The sequence below is a fragment of the Brucella anthropi ATCC 49188 genome (assembly GCF_000017405.1).
GTDB classification, from domain to species: domain Bacteria; phylum Pseudomonadota; class Alphaproteobacteria; order Rhizobiales; family Rhizobiaceae; genus Brucella; species Brucella anthropi.
Window position 1 is genome coordinate 1,704,450 of sequence record NC_009668.1, and the last position, 17,421, is coordinate 1,721,870.

Genomic DNA, 17,421 nt, shown 5'->3' on the forward strand with positions numbered 1-17,421 from the left:
TGATGCGCCAAAATCGGATTGGGAGACGAATGGTGAACGCTGCTGGTGTCCTGCTGGCAGTCGCAGCTCTGCTGTTCTCAGGCATCATCACGGCTTCTGCACAGGAACGTCCGCGCACGCTTTTCGATCTCTTGTTCGGCTCGCGGCAGGCACAGCCACAGCGCCAATATCAGCAGCCCACTCCACAACGCGCCCGGCCAAAGGCGAAGCGGCCCAAGACCACCTCTCCCGCTTCACGACCGACGCCGCCACCGGCTGCGACCCCGGCAGTCGAGTTCGTCGAGAAAAAGCCAGATGCCAAAAAGGTTCTTGTTGTCGGTGATTTCATCGGCAACGGTCTGGCCGAAGGCCTTGATGTTGCTTTCGCGTTGGACCCCGATCTTCAGGTTGTAACCCGGATAAATGGCTCCTCCGGCTTTGTGCGCAACGATCATTTCGACTGGCCCGACAACATCGGAAAGATACTGGACGAGGAGAAACCGGCTGCTGTCGTCGTGATGATCGGTTCTAACGACAGACAGGCAATCACCGAGAAAGGCGTAAGTCTGCCAGCCCGATCTCCGGAATGGAATGAAGAATATCAAAAGCGCGTCGCCGCCTTCATCAAGGTGATCAACGACAAGCATTTTCCTCTGGTGTGGATAGGGCAGCCACCCTTTCGCCCGAAAGGCATGTCGCAAGATATGCTGGCGCTCAATGAAATCTATCGCACTGCCACTGAAAAGGCGGGCGGAAAATTTGCCGATGTCTGGGATGGTTTTGTCGATGAGGATGGTAATTTCACCCAGACCGGCTTCGACATTAACGGTCAGACCGCGCGCCTGCGCGGCAATGACGGCATCAACATAACTTCGGCAGGCAAGCGCAAGCTCGCCTTCTATGCGGAAAAGCCGCTTCGCGCCTATCTCGGCGGCGCAAAGGAAGAAGATCAGCCCCTGCCCGCAGCAGGCACGCATGACCCGTCCAAGCCGGTTGATCGCGTGGCACCGGTCAGCATTCGGGACGTTGATAAGGACGATAGCGGTGTTCTACTTGGTGGCAACATCGCAGCGCGTCCGCAAGCCACACGGCCAGCCCGGACTGAGAGCAAACCTTCACCCGGACGAGCGGACGACTTTTCCTGGCCACAGAAGAGCTCAAATCCCTAAATTATTGCCGTTCCTCAATAGGATTGAGCTATCAGCTGATTGATAGCCCGCGCCTTTCTCTATCCGATATGATTCTAATTGCTACATTCTGCGCTGTTCACAGGAGCGTTCGCATCGTCTATCAGAAGGCGCCGTCAGCCTGAAAGGGCTGGACAGGAAGGGCGCTTTTCCTCGCGCGAGCGGGAGTAGTTTCCAGCGTCCGCCAGAAACAAGAGGCGTTTGAATGAATATCGCATCAAAGCCTTCTGTCGATCCACATCGGGAGGAGGAACCCCATCTTGCACGCAATCTGTCCAACCGACACCTGCAGCTGATCGCCATTGGCGGCGCTATCGGCACCGGCCTTTTCATGGGTTCGGGCAAGACCATTTCGCTGGCAGGCCCTTCGATCCTGCTGGTTTATGCCGTGATCGGCTTCATGTTGTTCTTCGTCATGCGCGCATTGGGCGAAATCCTGCTGTCCAATCTCGAATATCGCTCCTTTGCGGATTTCGCAGGCGATTACCTCGGGCCGTGGGCACAGTTCTTCACCGGCTGGACCTATTGGCTTTGCTGGATTGTGACCGGTGTGGCCGACGTGGTTGCCGTTTCGGGCTACGTCTCGTTCTGGTTCCCGGAACTGGCGCTCTGGATACCGGCGCTCGGACTGATCTTCACGCTTCTGGCGCTCAATCTGCCGACCGTGCGCAATTTCGGTGAAATCGAATTCTGGTTTGCCCTCATCAAGATCGTCGCCATTGTCGGGCTGATCATCGCAGGCGTGTATATGCTCTCGACCGGCTTTACGCTTCCGAATGGAAGTCAGGCATCGGTCGCCCATCTTTGGAACCATGGCGGGTTCTTCCCCAATGGCTTCCTCGGCTTCGTTGCCGGTTTCCAGATCGCGGTTTTCGCCTTCGTCGGTATCGAACTGGTCGGCACCGCCGCCGCTGAAACCAAGGACCCGGAGCGCAATCTGCCCAAGGCAATCAATTCCATCCCGATCCGCGTGGTACTGTTCTATCTCGGTGCGCTGTTCGTCATCATCACCGTCATTCCGTGGGATCAGGTCGATCCGAATTCAAGCCCGTTCGTCGCCATGTTCTCGCTCGCCGGTCTCGGCATCGCAGCCCATGTCGTGAATTTCGTCGTGCTGACTTCGGCAACGTCGAGCGCAAATTCCGGCATCTACTCGACCTCGCGCATGATCTACGGCCTTGCCACTTCCAAACTCGCACCGAAGGCGCTCGGCAAGCTGAACAAGCGGAAAGTACCGGTCAATTCGCTGTTCTTCTCATGCGTTTTCCTGCTTGCGGGCGTGGTTCTGCTTTATGCTGGCCAGAGCATTATCGAAGCCTTCACCATCGTCACGACGATTTCGGCGCTGCTCTTCATCTTCATCTGGTCGGTCATTCTGGCGTCATATCTGCAATACCGTCGCAAGCGCCCCGACCTGCATGAAAAGTCCACTTTCAAAATGCCCGGCGGACGCGCAGCCGTCGTGATGGTCTTCGCCTTCTTCGCCTTCATTCTCTGGGCGCTGGCGCAAGAGCCGGACACCGCAGCCGCACTGAAAGTCACCCCGCTTTGGTTCGTGCTTCTCGCCATCGCCTATCTGGTGATGAAGTCGCGACGCAGCCAAGGCTAAAAACAAAAAGCCCGCCAATCTGGCGGGCTTTTCATTTCTTTGGGTCTCTCTTAGCGCGGTAGAACCGAACTCCCCATCAGATCAGCATCGATGGCGTGTGCAGCCTGACGGCCTTCGCGGATCGCCCAGACGACCAGTGACTGTCCACGGCGCGCATCACCGGCTGCATAGAGCTTGTCGACATTGGTGCGGTAGTCACGCTCATTGGCCTTGACCGATTTGGAGCCGCGACGGTCGGTCACGATGTCGAGCTTTTCGCCCAGTTCCTTGACCACACTGTCTTCTGCCGGTCCGGCAAAACCGATTGCGATGAAGGCCAGATCGGCCTTGATGAAGAATTCCGTTCCGGCAATCGGCTTGCGCTTTTCATCAACCTGACAGCACTTCACATGGGTGAGGCGGCCGTCTTCGCCGATGAACTCCAGCGTTGCCACCTGAAACTCGCGGGAAGCACCTTCCGCTTGGCTGGAAGAGGTACGCATCTTGGTCGCCCAATAAGGCCAGACGCTGAGCTTGTCTTCCTTTTCCGGCGGCTGCGGACGAATATCAAGCTGCGTGACATTGACCGCACCCTGACGGAACGCCGTGCCCACGCAGTCCGAGGCGGTATCGCCACCGCCGACCACAACGACATGCTTGCCGCCTGCCAGGATCGGAGCCGAAGTCCAGGCAACGGATTCGATATTTTCGCGCCCGACGCGACGGTTCTGCTGAACCAGATAAGGCATGGCATCATGCACGCCTTCAAAATCTGCACCCGGAATACCCGCCGGGCGCGGCGTTTCCGAGCCACCGCTGTAAAGCACCGCATCATAGGTATCGAGGAGACCGCGCAGCGGCTTGTCGACGCCGATGTTCACACCGCACAGGAAGCGAACGCCCTCGCCTTCCATCTGCGCGACGCGGCGGTCGATGAGGTGCTTTTCCATCTTGAAATCTGGAATACCGTAACGCAACAGACCGCCGGGGCGGCTTTCGCGCTCATAAACATCAACCATGTGACCAGCACGGGCCAGCTGCTGAGCAGCGGCAAGGCCAGCCGGTCCAGAACCGATGATGGCGACCGACTTGCCCGTCTTGTTGGCGGCTGGTTGTGGCACGATATGGCCGAGCTCATAGGCCTTGTCGCCCAATGCCTGCTCGACCGTCTTGATCGCAACCGGCGTATCCTCGAGGTTCAGCGTGCAGGCTTCCTCGCAAGGCGCCGGGCAGACGCGACCGGTAAACTCCGGGAAGTTGTTGGTCAGATGCAGGTTACGGATCGCCTGATCCCAATTGTTGTTATAGACGAGATCGTTCCAGTCCGGGATCTGGTTGTGTACCGGGCAGCCCGTCGGGCCATGGCAGAACGGAATGCCGCAATCCATGCAGCGCGCCGCCTGCTTCTGCACTTCGCCATCCGTCATCGGAATGGTGAACTCGCGGAAGTGGCGGATACGATCCGACGCTGGCTGGTACTTCGCTACCTGCCGGTCGATTTCAAGAAAGCCAGTTACCTTACCCATTCTCTTACTCCCCTCGGCCTGCGACCAGCGCATGGTCGGCTTTGCCGGAAGTTGCCCTGTCCGCCGCATCATCTTCCAATGCGCTGGCATACAAGGACGTTGTTATCTCTCACATGGCGAAGGGTGCCCGACCTGAAGGCCGGGCTCCACTTTTCAGGATCATGTCCTATTCAGCAGCAACACCGATCCGCATACGCTCCATATCTTCCAGAGCACGGCGGTATTCGACCGGCATGACTTTCACGAATTTGGGACGATAGCTCTCCCAATTGTCGAGAATATCTTTCGCCCGCGTCGAGCCGGTGTAATGCAGATGATTGGCGATCAGCTGCACCAGACGTTCCTCGTCATGATGGGTCATGTTGGCCGAAACGTCCACACGGCCCTTGTGCATGAGGTCGCCGCCATGGTGATGCAGCTTTTCGAGGATGTCGTCCTCTTCCGGAACCGGTTCCAGTTCGACCATCGCCATGTTGCAGCGCTGGGCGAAATCGCCTTCCTCGTCAAGCACGTAGGCGACGCCGCCCGACATGCCCGCCGCAAAGTTGCGACCCGTCTGACCGATAACCACGACGACACCGCCGGTCATATATTCGCAACCGTGGTCGCCCACGCCTTCGACAACCGTGACCGCGCCGGAGTTGCGGACGGCGAAACGCTCGCCTGCAACACCGCGGAAGTAGCACTCACCTTCAAGCGCACCGTAGAGCACGGTATTGCCGACGATGATGGAGTCTTCGGCAACGATGCGCGTGTCTTCCGGCGGGCGGATGACGATACGACCACCCGAAAGTCCCTTGCCGACATAGTCATTACCATCGCCGATCAGTTCGAACGAGACGCCGCGCGCCAGGAACGCACCGAAAGACTGGCCAGCCGTACCGCGCAAGGTAACGGCGATGGTGTCTTCCGGCAGGCCCTTGTGACGGAAACGCTTGGCAACCTCACCGGAAAGCATCGCACCGGCAGAACGGTCGACATTCTTGATATCGATGTCGATCTTGACCGGCTGGCGGTCTTCAAGTGCGGGCATAGCCTCGGCAATCAGCTTGCGATCAAGGACATCCTCAATCGGGTGATGCTGACGCTCGGTCCAGTAGATCTCGTGCTTCTCGGCTTCAGGCTTGTAGAAGATGCGGCTGAAATCGAGACCCTTGGCTTTCCAATGGTCGATCATGGCCTGCTTTTCCAGAAACTCGGTCTCGCCGATAATCTGTTCCAGCTTGGTGAAGCCCATCTCTGCCAGCAAGGCACGCACTTCTTCCGCCAGATAGAAGAAGAAGTTGATGACGTGTTCCGGCGTGCCCTTGAAGCGCTTGCGCAGAACCGGGTCCTGCGTTGCCACGCCCACCGGGCAGGTGTTCAGATGACACTTGCGCATCATGATGCAACCGGCAGCAATCAGCGGAGCGGTCGAGAAACCGAACTCATCCGCACCGAGCAGCGCGCCAATAATGACGTCGCGACCGGTGCGCAAGCCGCCATCGACCTGCAATGCCACGCGGGAGCGAAGCCCGTTCAGCACCAGCGTCTGGTGGGTTTCGGCGAGGCCAATTTCCCAGGGACTTCCGGCATGTTTCAGCGAGGTAAGCGGCGAGGCGCCCGTACCGCCATCATACCCCGACACGGTGATATGGTCGGCACGCGCCTTGGCAACACCAGCAGCAACCGTGCCCACACCCACTTCCGACACCAGCTTGACCGAGATATCGGCAGCCGGATTGACGTTCTTCAGGTCGTAGATCAGCTGCGCCAGATCCTCGATCGAATAGATGTCATGGTGCGGCGGCGGCGAAATGAGGCCTACCCCCGGCGTCGAGTGACGGGTCTTGGCGATAGTCGCATCGACCTTGTGACCCGGCAACTGTCCGCCTTCGCCGGGCTTTGCACCCTGCGCGACCTTGATCTGGATCAGATCGGAGTTGACGAGATATTCCGTCGTCACACCGAAACGGCCCGATGCCACCTGTTTGATGGCAGAACGTTCAGGGTTCGGCTTACCATCCGGCAGCGGATAGAAGCGATCTGGCTCCTCACCACCCTCGCCGGTGTTCGATTTGCCGCCAATCGCGTTCATGGCGCGCGCCAGCGTTGTGTGGGCTTCTCTGGAGATCGAGCCGAAGGACATCGCACCCGTCGAGAAGCGCTTGACGATTTCCGTCGCCGGTTCGACCTCATCAATGGAAACCGGCTTCAGACCGCGCTCTTCAGCGAAACGAATATTGAACAGGCCGCGAATAGTCTTCGCCTGCGCCGACTTGGAGTCGAGCATGCGCGTATATTCGGTGAAGGTCTCCGGATTGGAGGTGCGCACCGCATGCTGCAGCCTGGCAACTGCATCCGGCGACCACAGGTGAGCCTCGCCGCGCATACGGTAGGCATATTCACCGCCAACTTCCAGCGAGGTCAGGAGAACCGGATCACTGCCGAAAGCGTCGGTGTGGCGACGTACGGTTTCTTCCGCGATTTCATCGAGACCAACGCCTTCAATACTCGTTGCCGTGCCGAAGAAGAACTTGTCGACAAAGCCCGTCTGCAGGCCAACTGCATCAAAAATCTGCGCGCCGCAATAGGACTGATAGGTCGAGATGCCCATCTTGGACATGACCTTGAGGATGCCCTTGCCGATGGACTTGATGTAGCGCTTGACGACTTCATTCTCGTCCACTTCCGGCGGGAACTCGCGACGGCGATGCATGTCGAGCAGCGTGTCGAAGGCGAGGTAAGGATTGATCGCCTCGGCACCGTAGCCAGCGAGGCAGCAGAAATGATGTATTTCGCGCGGCTCGCCCGATTCCACCACCAGACCGACCGAAGTGCGCAGGCCCTTGCGGATCAGGTGATGGTGCACGGCTGCCGTCGCCAGAAGAGCCGGGATCGGAATGCGATCCGGACCAACCTGACGATCCGACAGGATGACAATGTTGTAGCCGCCGTGAACAGCCGCTTCGGCACGGTCACAAAGGCGCTCGATTGCGCCGTGCATACCGGCTGCCCCCTCACCCGTATTGTAGGTGATGTCGAGCGTCTTGGTGTCGAAGCGGTCTTCCGTGTGGCCGATGGAACGAATCTTTTCCAGATCGCCATTGGTCAGGATCGGCTGGCGCACTTCCAGACGCTTGCGGCGTGACGTGCCGACAAGGTCGAAAATATTCGGACGCGGGCCGATGAACGAGACAAGGCTCATCACCAGTTCTTCGCGGATCGGATCGATCGGCGGGTTGGTGACCTGCGCGAAGTTCTGCTTGAAATAGGTGAACAGCATCTTCGACTTGTCGGACATGGCCGAAATCGGCGTATCCGTACCCATCGAACCAATGGCTTCCTGACCGGTCGTGGCCATGGGCGACATCAACAGCTTGGTGTCTTCCTGCGTGTAGCCGAAGCTCTGCTGGCGGTCGAGAAGGCTCACATCCTTGCGCAGCGCACGTGGTTCGACCGGATTGAGGTCTTCCAGAATGAGCTGCGTGTTGGCGAGCCACTGCTTGTAAGGGTGCTTTTGCGCAATCTGGGACTTGATTTCCTCGTCCGAAACAATGCGACCCTCTTCCATATCGATCAGCAGCATGCGGCCCGGCTGGAGACGCCACTTCTTGACGACTTTCTTTTCCTCGACCGGCAGAACACCGGCTTCCGAAGCCAGAATGACGAAATCATCGTCCGTCACGATATAGCGCGCCGGACGCAGGCCGTTGCGGTCGAGCGTCGCGCCAATCTGGCGACCGTCCGTGAAAGCCACCGCTGCCGGACCGTCCCATGGTTCCATCAGTGCTGCATGATATTCATAGAACGCGCGGCGTTCATCCGACATCAACTTGTTGCCTGACCATGCTTCCGGGATCAGCATCATCATCGCATGGGCAAGGCTGTAGCCGCCCTGATGCAGGAATTCGAGCGCATTGTCGAAGCAAGCCGTGTCCGACTGGCCTTCGTAGGAAATCGGCCAGAGCTTGGAAATATCGTTGCCGAACAGTTCCGAGTCCACCGAAGCCTGACGCGCAGCCATCCAGTTGACGTTACCGCGAAGCGTGTTGATTTCACCGTTATGCGCAACCATGCGGTATGGGTGCGCCAGACGCCAGGACGGGAAAGTGTTGGTGGAGAAGCGCTGATGCACCAGCGCCACCGCGCTTTCGAAACGCGGGTCTTTCAGATCCTGATAATAGGCACCAACCTGATAAGCGAGGAACATGCCCTTGTAGACGACCGTACGCGCCGACATGGACACGACATAGAAGCCCTTATCGTCGCCGTCATTTTCCTGATAGATGCGGTTGGAAATGACCTTGCGCAGAACGAACAGACGGCGCTCGAAATCGTCGTCCGTCTCCAGCATCGGATTGCGTCCGATGAAAACCTGAACGTGAAACGGTTCGGTTGTGGCAATATCCGGCGCCTTGGACAGGGACGAATTGTCGACAGGCACTTCGCGCAGGCCGATAAAGGTCTGGCCTTCGGCAGCGATGACTTCCTTGACGATCTCTTCAATATGGGCACGCAATTCTGGATCGCGCGGCATGAACAGATAGCCGACGCCGTAATGACCAGGCTGCGGCAGATCGATGCCCTGGCGCGCCATTTCCTCGCGGAAGAAGCGATCCGGAATCTGCACGAGAATGCCGGCGCCATCGCCCATCAGCGGGTCGGCACCAACCGCACCACGATGGGTGAGGTTTTCCAGCATCTTGAGGCCGTTTTCAACGACCTGATGCGACTTCTTGCCCTTCATATGCGCAATAAAGCCAACGCCGCACGCATCATGTTCGTTGCGCGGATCGTAAAGTCCTTGCGCTGCGGGCAAACCCGCCGCTGTCGTTTTTCGCGTCGTTCGGTTGGGAGCGGTCGTCGCAGCTTTGACCGTTCCGTTCTGTACGTTGTGAGAAACCACATTCGATACAGATGGCGTCAAATGCGTCATCGTCATTCCCTCCGTTTGGCCCTCATCATGAGGTGCGCGATCAGTATATACCGAGATGGTGTGACAACCATCCCGCCGTTGCTTTACGTATAAAGGAAGCCTTATCGACAAGGCGTTGGACGAGGTCCCGGGCGAGCGGCAAAGCCGGTGCGAGGAACGATGTTTAGCGCCTTATTCTCATCAGGCTTGGACAGACGACACTCAGCCCACCAGAAAATGGCGCACTAGAATTCCTCCTGTCGCGGTCGGGGCGCCTGTTACCGCCAGGCTATGTGCCTGCCAGTACGGCGCCTCTTTCTGAAACTTTTCGGAGAGCGTTGTGTCGCTTCCGTCTGCATCAGCGTTTAATTGGACAGCATTGCTGTCCTAATTACGTATGACAGAATTCAAATTGCCTCACAAGATGGAAACGCAATTTTTCTCAGCAGCTTCCGTAATAAAATATCAAAAGCCGTGATTTTACTGGATTTTAATTGCGTTTAATGGCCATTGCGTCAGTTTGGCGCGCTTTTGCCCGCCCCTCGAATGCCTAAAAAATAGGCATGTTGATGACATTTTTCGCGCAAGTCGGACCTTAACCGCTTCTGTCAGACAGGTTATAGAAACATCGACTGTGCGACAGCCCATTCAACCCATCTGGAGGAACACGTGCATTTTGCGTCAGACAATTGGGCAGGCGCCCACCCGAAAATCGCCGAGAGCCTTTCGTTGCATGCTGCAGGTTTTGCGGCAGCCTATGGCGCAAGCGAACTCGACAAGCGCGTCGAGCAGCGCTTCAACGAATTGTTCGAGCGCGAAGTTGCCGTGTACTTTGTCGGAACAGGAACAGCCGCCAACTCGCTGGCGCTGGCCAGCGTCAACCGGCCCGGCGGAGTTTCGCTGGTGCACCGCGAAGCGCATGTGATCGAGGACGAGTGCGGTGCACCTGAATATTTCACCGGCGGCGCACGTCTGCATCCGATTGACGGTGCGCATGGCCGCATCGACCCCGAACTTCTCAAGCGCGAACTGAGGCGGTTCAATCCGGCTTTCGTTCATGCTGGGCAGCCCATGGCCGTCAGCATCACGCAGGCGACCGAAGTTGGTACGCTCTACCAGCCCGAACATATCGCCACCATTTCCAAGATCTGCCGCGATGCCGGTCTGCCACTGCATATGGACGGCGCACGCTTTGCCAATGCGCTTGTTTCGCTGGACATGACACCAGCCGAAATGACCTGGAAACAGGGCGTGGACATCGTTTCCTTCGGAGGTACGAAAAACGGCTGCTGGTGCGCCGAAGCATTGGTCTTCATGGACCCGGCCCGCGCCAAGGACCTACCGTTCATCCGCAAACGCGCGGCACAGCTCTTTTCCAAGACACGCTTTGTGGCAGCGCAATTCGATGCTTACCTGCGAGACGATCTCTGGCTGGAACTGGCACGTCACTCCAATGCACTCGCCGCGCGCCTCGCCGGTCATATCAATGCGTCGAGCCAGATGCGCCTTGCCTGGAAACCGGAAGCCAATGAGGTCTTCGCCATCATGAAACAGTCGGTCTATGATCGTCTGCGCAATGCCGGAGCGATTTTCTACGACTGGAACCCCCCGCATTCGGAAGTGAACCGCATCAGCGACGGCGAAATTTTCGCCCGCTTTGTGACGAGCTTCGCCAACACGGAAGAAGATGTCGACCGGTTCGCTGACTTGATCGCCTGACGCTCTTTCGTATCTGTCAAAATGAAAAAGGCGGCGCTTCAAGCACCGCCTTTTCTTATTCATTCTCAACCAAGCTTAATGCGCGGTTTTCGCCTCGATCTGCTGAGCGCTGTCGGAGCCAGCCTTGGCAACTTCGATCTTGCGCGGTTTCATCTGTTCTGGAATCTCGCGCTTGAGATCGATGTGCAGGAGACCGTTCTTGAGGCTCGCACCGGCGACTTCAACGAAGTCGGCAAGCTGGAAACGGCGCTCGAAAGCACGTGAGGCGATACCACGATAGAGAACTTCACCGATATCGGAAGCATTTTCATCCGCCTTCTGACCCTTGATCGTCAGCAGGTTGCGATGCGCTTCGATTTCGAGTTCACTTTCGGAAAAGCCCGCGACCGCCATGGTGATGCGATAGGTGTTCTCACCCGTGCGCTCGATATTATACGGCGGATAGGACTGGTTACCTTCCGGCGAAGCGAGCGTATCAAGCATGGAGAAGAGCCGATCGAAACCGACCGTGGAACGATAGAGCGGGGAAAAATCTACGTGACGCATGTATTAGCCCTCCTTTAGAGCGACATGATGCTTGTTTCAGCATGATCTGTTCCGAAGAGCGCTGAGCGCATTCGGGACCATACACGGCGGCGAAACTCCCTTATGGCGAATTCCTTGATGCCGGCGGCCCCTTCCAGGCGACCGCAAAACTCATTTGGGAACGGTTCTTTTTCATTTCAAGGCCGCGTGCGCGCGAAGCTTGCGAAACACGGGCTGTCACGCCGCGTAATAACTCCTGATCAATAGGGGCCTACATTTTGGGGGATTCGCCGCACAATGAACCCAAAATGAACATCATCTTTGGCGAGCGTTCAGCCGCTTGGGGCTAATGTCCCACCATGCCTGCTGCAAAGCGGGTTCATTAAAGGATCACGGTTATGAGAAAAGCTGTTCTCGCTTTTGCCGCACTTGCCACCGTCGCGACAGGGATTGCGACACCCACCCTTGCAGCCGATAGCGGCCTGCGCGTTCAGATTCAATATTACGATGATGACGGCTATCGTCCGCCGCGTCCATATCCGGGTCCACGCCCTGATTGGGATGGTGGCCCGGATCGCCGCCCGGGCTGGGGCGACGATTATGGTCGTCGCGACATCATGGGACCGCGTCGTATCGCACGCTCGCTGGAACGCCGCGGCTATGATGTCGGCGACATGCGCCTTAACCGCGACACCTATTTCGTGCGCGCCACAAGGCCGAACGGCCGCCGCGTCATCGTCATGGTCGATGCCTATTCAGGCCGCATTGTTGGTGAACGCCGCCCTGGCGGATACTGAGCGCCTTCTTCAAATTTTCTCTACAGACCAGCTGGTGTAACGTCCCTTGCATCGGCTGTTCTTTGAGCCGGAAGTTCGTTCTCGAACTTCCGGTTACTTTTTATCATCAATTGCCCCATTATGCTGGAGCCACATATCCCAATCTGAAGCAGAAAGGTTCGCAATCGGATGTCGGAACTACTTTTCGAAACCGATGCGAATCCTATACCGCACGGGATCAAGGCTGGCCTGCTTGAAGCGAAGGGCGGCAAGACCCTGCGCTATGCCATTCTGAAAGCCGACGCGAAACCGATACGGGGAACAGTGGTCCTGCTTCAGGGACGCAACGAGTTTATCGAAAAATACTTCGAAACCATGACCGATCTGACCGCGCGCGGCTTCACGGTCGTAACATTCGACTGGCGCGGACAAGGCGGCTCGCACCGGTTGCTGAAGGACCGCCAGCGCGGCTATGTCCGCAGTTTCGAAGATTATTCCGACGATCTCGACCTTATCCTTGACCAGATCGCCTTGCCCGACTGTCCCCCGCCCTTCTACATTCTCGGCCATTCCGCCGGTGCGCTTGTGGCGCTTTCTTCGATGGGCAGACTGACATCGCGCATCAGTCGCATGGTGCTGTGTGCGCCCTTCATGGGGCTTGATGGGCAACGGCTCAGCGATGACAATGTACGCCGCATCGCCTCCGCCTTTCGATGGCTCGGCCTCGGCCAAGTTTACGCATCCGGCGGACGCAGACTGGCTTCGCGTCCCTTTGCAGGCAATCCGCTGACCAGCGACCCGGCACGCTTCATGCGTAATATGGAAATTCCACGCCTTCACCCGGATCTTGCGCTTGGCGGTCCGACCGCCCGGTGGCTCTGGAGCGCTCTCGAAACGTCTCGGCGCATCAATCAGCCGGATTTCTATAATGGACCCACAGTACCGGTCCTCATCGTTGCCGCTGGCGCAGACCGCGTGGTTTCCACATCGGTGATCGAGCGTTTTGTCGCCCGCACGCGCAATGTCTCACTGACCACAATTACCGGCGCACGTCATGAGATGCTTCAGGAAGCCGACTTTTATCGTGAGCAGCTCTGGGCCGCCTTCGATGCCTTCATTCCGGGCTCGTCAGAGGTCGAAACCATGCCGGAGACCATTGAGCCCCTAGCCTCCGGTATTTAGAGCGATTTCGCCTGCGGTAGAAGCATTGAAATCGCTCTAAATGTTTGTTTTTACGCATTATCCGACGCAAAATCGCTTCGCACTTTTGCTGGAAATGCTCTTATCAGCTATTCAGCAGATCAAGCGCTGCCCTGTGCAGTTCAGGAGAAGCTGCGGCGACAACATCGCCGCCCTTTTCCGCCGGACTGCCATCACGTTGCGTCACCACACCGCCAGCCTGCTCAATCAGCGGAATGAGAGCGACAATGTCATAGGGCTGGAGACCCGCTTCAACGACAATGTCGGCAAAACCGCTTGCGAGCATTGCGAAGGCATAGCAATCAACTCCATAGCGGGACAGACGCACCGCGCTTTCCAGCCGATCAAATCCCTTGCGGCTTTCACCCTTGAAAAGAGCAGGCGTCGTCGTAAACATCGTGGCATCGGCCAAGGTTGCATTCTTGCGCACCGACAGACGGCGAGGCGCGTCTTCGCCGCCATTACGCGCGAGATAAGCACCATTACCATCGCTGTAGAACAACTCGCCGGTGAAGGGCTGCGACATCATTCCCGCCGTGGCATCGCCATCGACAGTCAGTCCCAAAAGCGTGCCCCAGACCGGCAGGCCAGAAATGAAAGCACGGGTCCCATCAATGGGATCGATGACCCAGACATGGCTGCGGTCAATATTCTCCGGCCCGTATTCTTCCCCAAGAATACCATGGTCGGGAAAAACGCTGCCAATAACCGCACGAATCGCACGCTCCGCCGCCCTGTCCGCTTCGGTCACCGGATCGAAACCAACGCTATATTTGTTGTCGATTTCCGTCAGCTGACGAAAACGCGGAAGCGTCTGAGCAGCTGCCGCTGCAGCCACTTCGGAAAAAAATGCCTTATCGATCAGCAACCCCGAACTCCTGTTTCCAACACATGGCGCATACTTATGCAAACCATGCTAATTTTGCCTACATAATGAGCATAATTAAATTAGCCCAAAAAATATGCGCATTTTCTTGACGTTACCGCCATTCGGACGTAACTTAAATCCCAGACAGGTTTTCCTGTCGATGCCTTTCGGGGCATTTCCTCCCTAGTCTTTGACCGCGCTCGTATCGTTCGGGCGCGGTTCTTTTTATCTGCGAGAGGCGCTCGTCGGAACGGATTATTCTGCGGCCAGAGGTGGCGCGATAAAGAGATCGTCCGGCAGGGATGTCAGGTCGCTCAGAAACCCATGCAGATCGGCACAGAGCGTTTCGAAACCGGCAAGCTTATGCAGGTTCTGCTCGTTCACATAAAGACTGCGATTGATTTCAATCTGCAGGGCATGACACGCCATAGCAGGCCGCCCGTAATGCTCCGTGATGAACCCGCCCGCATAGGGCTTGTTGTGCGCAACAGTGTAGCCCAGATCCTGCAGCAGATCGATGGCAGCCTGCGTCAGCCTTTCGCTGCACGAGCGACCGAAACGATCACCAACGATGAAATCCGGACGCGATCCGACTTCGCCGGGCCGTGCGCCGCCGGGCATCGAATGGCAGTCAATCAGAACCGCATAACCGAAACGCTGACGGGTGGACTGAAGCAGTGTATCAAGCGTCTGGTGGTAAGGCTTGTAGAGGTCTTCGATACGGTAAAATGCTTCGGCGAGTGGAATGCGCCCCGGATAAATCAGCTGCCCCTCACCGACCAGACGCGGCACCGTTCCAAGCCCGCCTGCAACGCGCGCCGACTGGCTATTGACGAAAGGCGGCAATGGCTCGGCGAACATGCGCGGATCCAGTTCATAGGCTTCGCGATTCACATCGAGAAACGCACGCGGAAAATGCGCCTTGAGCAAGGGCGCACCGAGCCGCATGGCGGAAGCAAAAAGCTCATCGACATAACAGTCTTCCGAATGACGTATGCTCAAGGCGTCGAGACGCGACGCTTCGACGAAAGAATGCGGGTAATAGCGTCCGCTATGCGGTGAATTGAAGACGAACGGAATGCGCTGTTCCGCCGGAGCGCATATCTCGAAGGGCGGTATCAGACTAAAATCGCGCTCCAAACTCATTCTTCACCCGTTTTCGGCCGGAACATCCAGGCCATTCGACGACGATCCACGTCAGTATTATAACAAATTACGTCAGACGGCCCATGCGTGCAAACGGCTGGCAGCCGAATCTTCCGGCCTTTGCATGGCGTGCATATGCGACAATCCTGTCACACTGAACAGCTTGTTGCCAAATACGCGCCATAACAATTAACATTCGCGCGAGCATTCATTCCATATTTACCAAAGAAGCGTTTTCTACGGTGGATATTGAGTCGTTAAGGGTCAGCTTTTGGGCGATGAACACGACACAGAATTCGGACGGAACAATGAAGAGAATCCTTCTAGCTGAAGATGACAATGATATGCGCCGCTTCCTCGTCAAGGCGTTGGAAAAAGCCGGTTATCACGTGACGCACTTCGACAACGGCGCGAGTGCCTATGAAAGATTGCAGGAAGAGCCTTTCTCCCTTCTGCTGACCGATATTGTCATGCCGGAAATGGACGGCATCGAACTGGCGCGGCGCGCGACAGAAATCGACCCGGATCTGAAGATCATGTTCATTACGGGCTTCGCCGCTGTCGCCCTCAACCCCGATTCGGACGCGCCGCGCGACGCAAAGGTGCTTTCCAAGCCGTTCCACCTGCGTGACCTGGTGAACGAAATAGAAAAAATGCTGATCGCCGCCTGAGGCGATCCCACTGATTTGCGGCCCTTTGTTTTGTCATCAACAAAAAGACGAAAAAACTTCATAAAAGGGCATTGACGGGCGCAACGCGATATGGTGTATGCGCCACATCGAATGGGCGTGTAGCTCAGCGGGAGAGCACTACGTTGACATCGTAGGGGTCACAGGTTCAATCCCTGTCACGCCCACCATTCGATCTCCTTGAAATTGTTAAGATAATTTTTGCAAACTGAACGTTTGCGCCCAGAATGAGTTTAGCTTAGCAACACGCTAGCAACTTGAAAATTATGATAGCTTTTTGGTACTAACGCAGACAAACGCCGACTCCTTAGCGCGGCTGATTTTCCCTGACGTTCCTTCTGACGATCGGTATTCAATCGTCACATCTCATTGCCAGGCGGGATACTACCCGTCTATCGTGAAATCCAGCAGTTGATACCGATATGATGATCCGGGAGCAAAGCTCGCAATCAGCACACGGCCTTTCTCATGAAATGCTGCATCACATTTGATTAGCGTAGTACTGATGCCACGCTCGCCTATGGGCCGTTCATTGGAACCATTTGGACGGGCCTTTCGTTTTTCCTGTTTCTCTGGCCTTGGTGCTGAGGTCTACAGAGAATGGATTGGGTCCATTTCGACCCGAGAGAGCGACAATGAGAAATTTTGAGAAAGCTCGTGTCCAAATGGTGGAGCAGCTTGTCCATCGCGGTATCCATGACACGCGCGTGCTGGAAGCGATGGGCACGTTGGCTCGTGAGAAATTCATCGATGAAGGCTTTATCGAGTTTGCCTATGACGACACACCTCTACCAATCAAAAATGGCCAAACGATCTCACAACCATATATGACTGCCTTTATGATTGCATCGGCGCATCTGGGTGGGGGTGAACACGTTCTCGAAATTGGAACAGGCTCCGGCTACGCTGCGGCGATCATAGCACAGATTGCCGGTCAGATATTTACTGTCGAACGGTATTCCACCCTTGCCGAAGCCGCGCAACAACGCTTCGAAGACCTCGGCTGCGATAATATCCATGTGCGCACGGGCGACGGCAGCAATGGTTGGCCAGAAGAAGCTCCTTTCGACGCGATAATTGTTGCAGCGGGTGCTCCGGAAATCCCCTCCCCGCTCAAAGAGCAGCTCAAACCAGGCGGGCGGCTCATCATACCGGTCGGCAGTATGGCGGGTACCCAGCGCCTTTTGTGCATCACCCGTAAATCTACGGAGGAATTCGACGAGGAAGATCTCGGCGGTGTGATGTTCGTACCGCTTGTGGGAAATAAGGCCTGGCCCGACATGAACTGATATGATTTTGGCCGCGAAGAACGGGAGAAGAC

Annotated in this window: 12 protein-coding genes and 1 tRNA gene; 8 read left to right on the plus strand and 5 right to left on the minus strand. The window is 56.7% G+C overall.

Annotation, left to right across the window (positions count from 1 at the left end; translation table 11 throughout):
• Positions 1-29 precede the first annotated feature (29 nt).
• Entirely contained in the window at positions 30-1,148 is a 1,119-nt protein-coding gene (locus OANT_RS22040) for an SGNH/GDSL hydrolase family protein (RefSeq protein ID WP_012093564.1), read from the plus strand.
• Between the two features lie 223 nt (positions 1,149-1,371).
• The gene (gene cycA / locus OANT_RS22045; protein ID WP_012093565.1) at positions 1,372-2,775 is read left to right on the plus strand and encodes a D-serine/D-alanine/glycine transporter; all 1,404 of its coding nucleotides are present in this window, start codon (positions 1,372-1,374) and stop codon (positions 2,773-2,775) included.
• Positions 2,776-2,825: 50 nt separating this feature from the next.
• Here cycA and OANT_RS22050 read toward each other — a convergent pair whose 3' ends face one another.
• Positions 2,826-4,280: a glutamate synthase subunit beta gene (locus OANT_RS22050; RefSeq protein ID WP_012093566.1), complete on the minus strand. Its 1,455-nt coding sequence runs from the start codon at positions 4,278-4,280 to the stop codon at positions 2,826-2,828.
• Positions 4,281-4,446: 166 nt separating this feature from the next.
• Positions 4,447-9,198 (minus strand): glutamate synthase large subunit, encoded by a 4,752-nt coding sequence (gene gltB, locus OANT_RS22055; RefSeq protein WP_012093567.1) that lies wholly within the window; start codon positions 9,196-9,198, stop codon positions 4,447-4,449.
• A 648-nt stretch (positions 9,199-9,846) separates the two neighbouring features.
• Between gltB and OANT_RS22060 the strand changes: the two genes are divergently transcribed.
• The gene (locus OANT_RS22060; protein WP_012093568.1) at positions 9,847-10,896 is read left to right on the plus strand and encodes a threonine aldolase family protein; all 1,050 of its coding nucleotides are present in this window, start codon (positions 9,847-9,849) and stop codon (positions 10,894-10,896) included.
• A gap of 75 nt (positions 10,897-10,971) precedes the next feature.
• On the opposite strand, the gene OANT_RS22065 is transcribed toward OANT_RS22060, so the two are convergent.
• Positions 10,972-11,442 (minus strand): Hsp20 family protein, encoded by a 471-nt coding sequence (locus OANT_RS22065; protein WP_010660660.1) that lies wholly within the window; start codon positions 11,440-11,442, stop codon positions 10,972-10,974.
• A gap of 377 nt (positions 11,443-11,819) precedes the next feature.
• Here OANT_RS22065 and OANT_RS22070 point away from each other — a divergent pair, with 377 nt between their 5' ends.
• Both OANT_RS22070 and OANT_RS22075 read left to right on the plus strand, forming a co-directional pair.
• On the plus strand, positions 11,820-12,218 hold the full coding sequence (locus OANT_RS22070) for a hypothetical protein (RefSeq protein WP_010660659.1): 399 nt from the start codon (positions 11,820-11,822) through the stop codon (positions 12,216-12,218).
• A gap of 168 nt (positions 12,219-12,386) precedes the next feature.
• The gene (locus tag OANT_RS22075; RefSeq protein ID WP_012093569.1) at positions 12,387-13,379 is read left to right on the plus strand and encodes an alpha/beta fold hydrolase; all 993 of its coding nucleotides are present in this window, start codon (positions 12,387-12,389) and stop codon (positions 13,377-13,379) included.
• Between the two features lie 103 nt (positions 13,380-13,482).
• Here the strand turns inward: OANT_RS22075 and hisN are convergent, their stop codons facing one another.
• The gene (gene hisN / locus OANT_RS22080) at positions 13,483-14,265 is read right to left on the minus strand and encodes a histidinol-phosphatase (protein ID WP_012093570.1); all 783 of its coding nucleotides are present in this window, start codon (positions 14,263-14,265) and stop codon (positions 13,483-13,485) included.
• Between the two features lie 255 nt (positions 14,266-14,520).
• Positions 14,521-15,411 carry an N-formylglutamate amidohydrolase gene (locus tag OANT_RS22085; RefSeq protein WP_012093571.1) on the minus strand — a complete coding sequence of 297 codons (891 nt, stop codon included), beginning with the start codon at positions 15,409-15,411 and terminating at the stop codon, positions 14,521-14,523.
• Positions 15,412-15,719: 308 nt separating this feature from the next.
• On the opposite strand from OANT_RS22085, the gene cpdR reads away from it, so the two are divergent.
• From cpdR to OANT_RS22100, 3 genes are all read left to right on the plus strand, one after another.
• Entirely contained in the window at positions 15,720-16,082 is a 363-nt protein-coding gene (cpdR, locus tag OANT_RS22090; protein ID WP_002966536.1) for a cell cycle two-component system response regulator CpdR, read from the plus strand.
• A gap of 113 nt (positions 16,083-16,195) precedes the next feature.
• Positions 16,196-16,270, plus strand: a tRNA-Val gene (locus tag OANT_RS22095).
• A gap of 465 nt (positions 16,271-16,735) precedes the next feature.
• Positions 16,736-17,389: a protein-L-isoaspartate(D-aspartate) O-methyltransferase gene (locus OANT_RS22100; protein WP_012093572.1), complete on the plus strand. Its 654-nt coding sequence runs from the start codon at positions 16,736-16,738 to the stop codon at positions 17,387-17,389.
• The last annotated feature ends 32 nt before the right edge of the window (positions 17,390-17,421 follow it).

Coding starts and splice junctions, on each gene's coding strand:
- cpdR (WP_002966536.1), top strand. CDS start 15,720: ATGAAGAGAATCCTTCTAGCTGAAGATGACAATGATATGCGCCGCTTC.
- OANT_RS22070 (WP_010660659.1), top strand. CDS start 11,820: ATGAGAAAAGCTGTTCTCGCTTTTGCCGCACTTGCCACCGTCGCGACA.
- OANT_RS22075 (WP_012093569.1), top strand. CDS start 12,387: ATGTCGGAACTACTTTTCGAAACCGATGCGAATCCTATACCGCACGGG.
- gltB (WP_012093567.1), bottom strand. CDS start 9,198: ATGACGCATTTGACGCCATCTGTATCGAATGTGGTTTCTCACAACGTA.
- OANT_RS22100 (WP_012093572.1), top strand. CDS start 16,736: ATGAGAAATTTTGAGAAAGCTCGTGTCCAAATGGTGGAGCAGCTTGTC.
- OANT_RS22050 (WP_012093566.1), bottom strand. CDS start 4,280: ATGGGTAAGGTAACTGGCTTTCTTGAAATCGACCGGCAGGTAGCGAAG.
- cycA (WP_012093565.1), top strand. CDS start 1,372: ATGAATATCGCATCAAAGCCTTCTGTCGATCCACATCGGGAGGAGGAA.
- OANT_RS22040 (WP_012093564.1), top strand. CDS start 30: ATGGTGAACGCTGCTGGTGTCCTGCTGGCAGTCGCAGCTCTGCTGTTC.
- OANT_RS22085 (WP_012093571.1), bottom strand. CDS start 15,411: ATGAGTTTGGAGCGCGATTTTAGTCTGATACCGCCCTTCGAGATATGC.
- OANT_RS22065 (WP_010660660.1), bottom strand. CDS start 11,442: ATGCGTCACGTAGATTTTTCCCCGCTCTATCGTTCCACGGTCGGTTTC.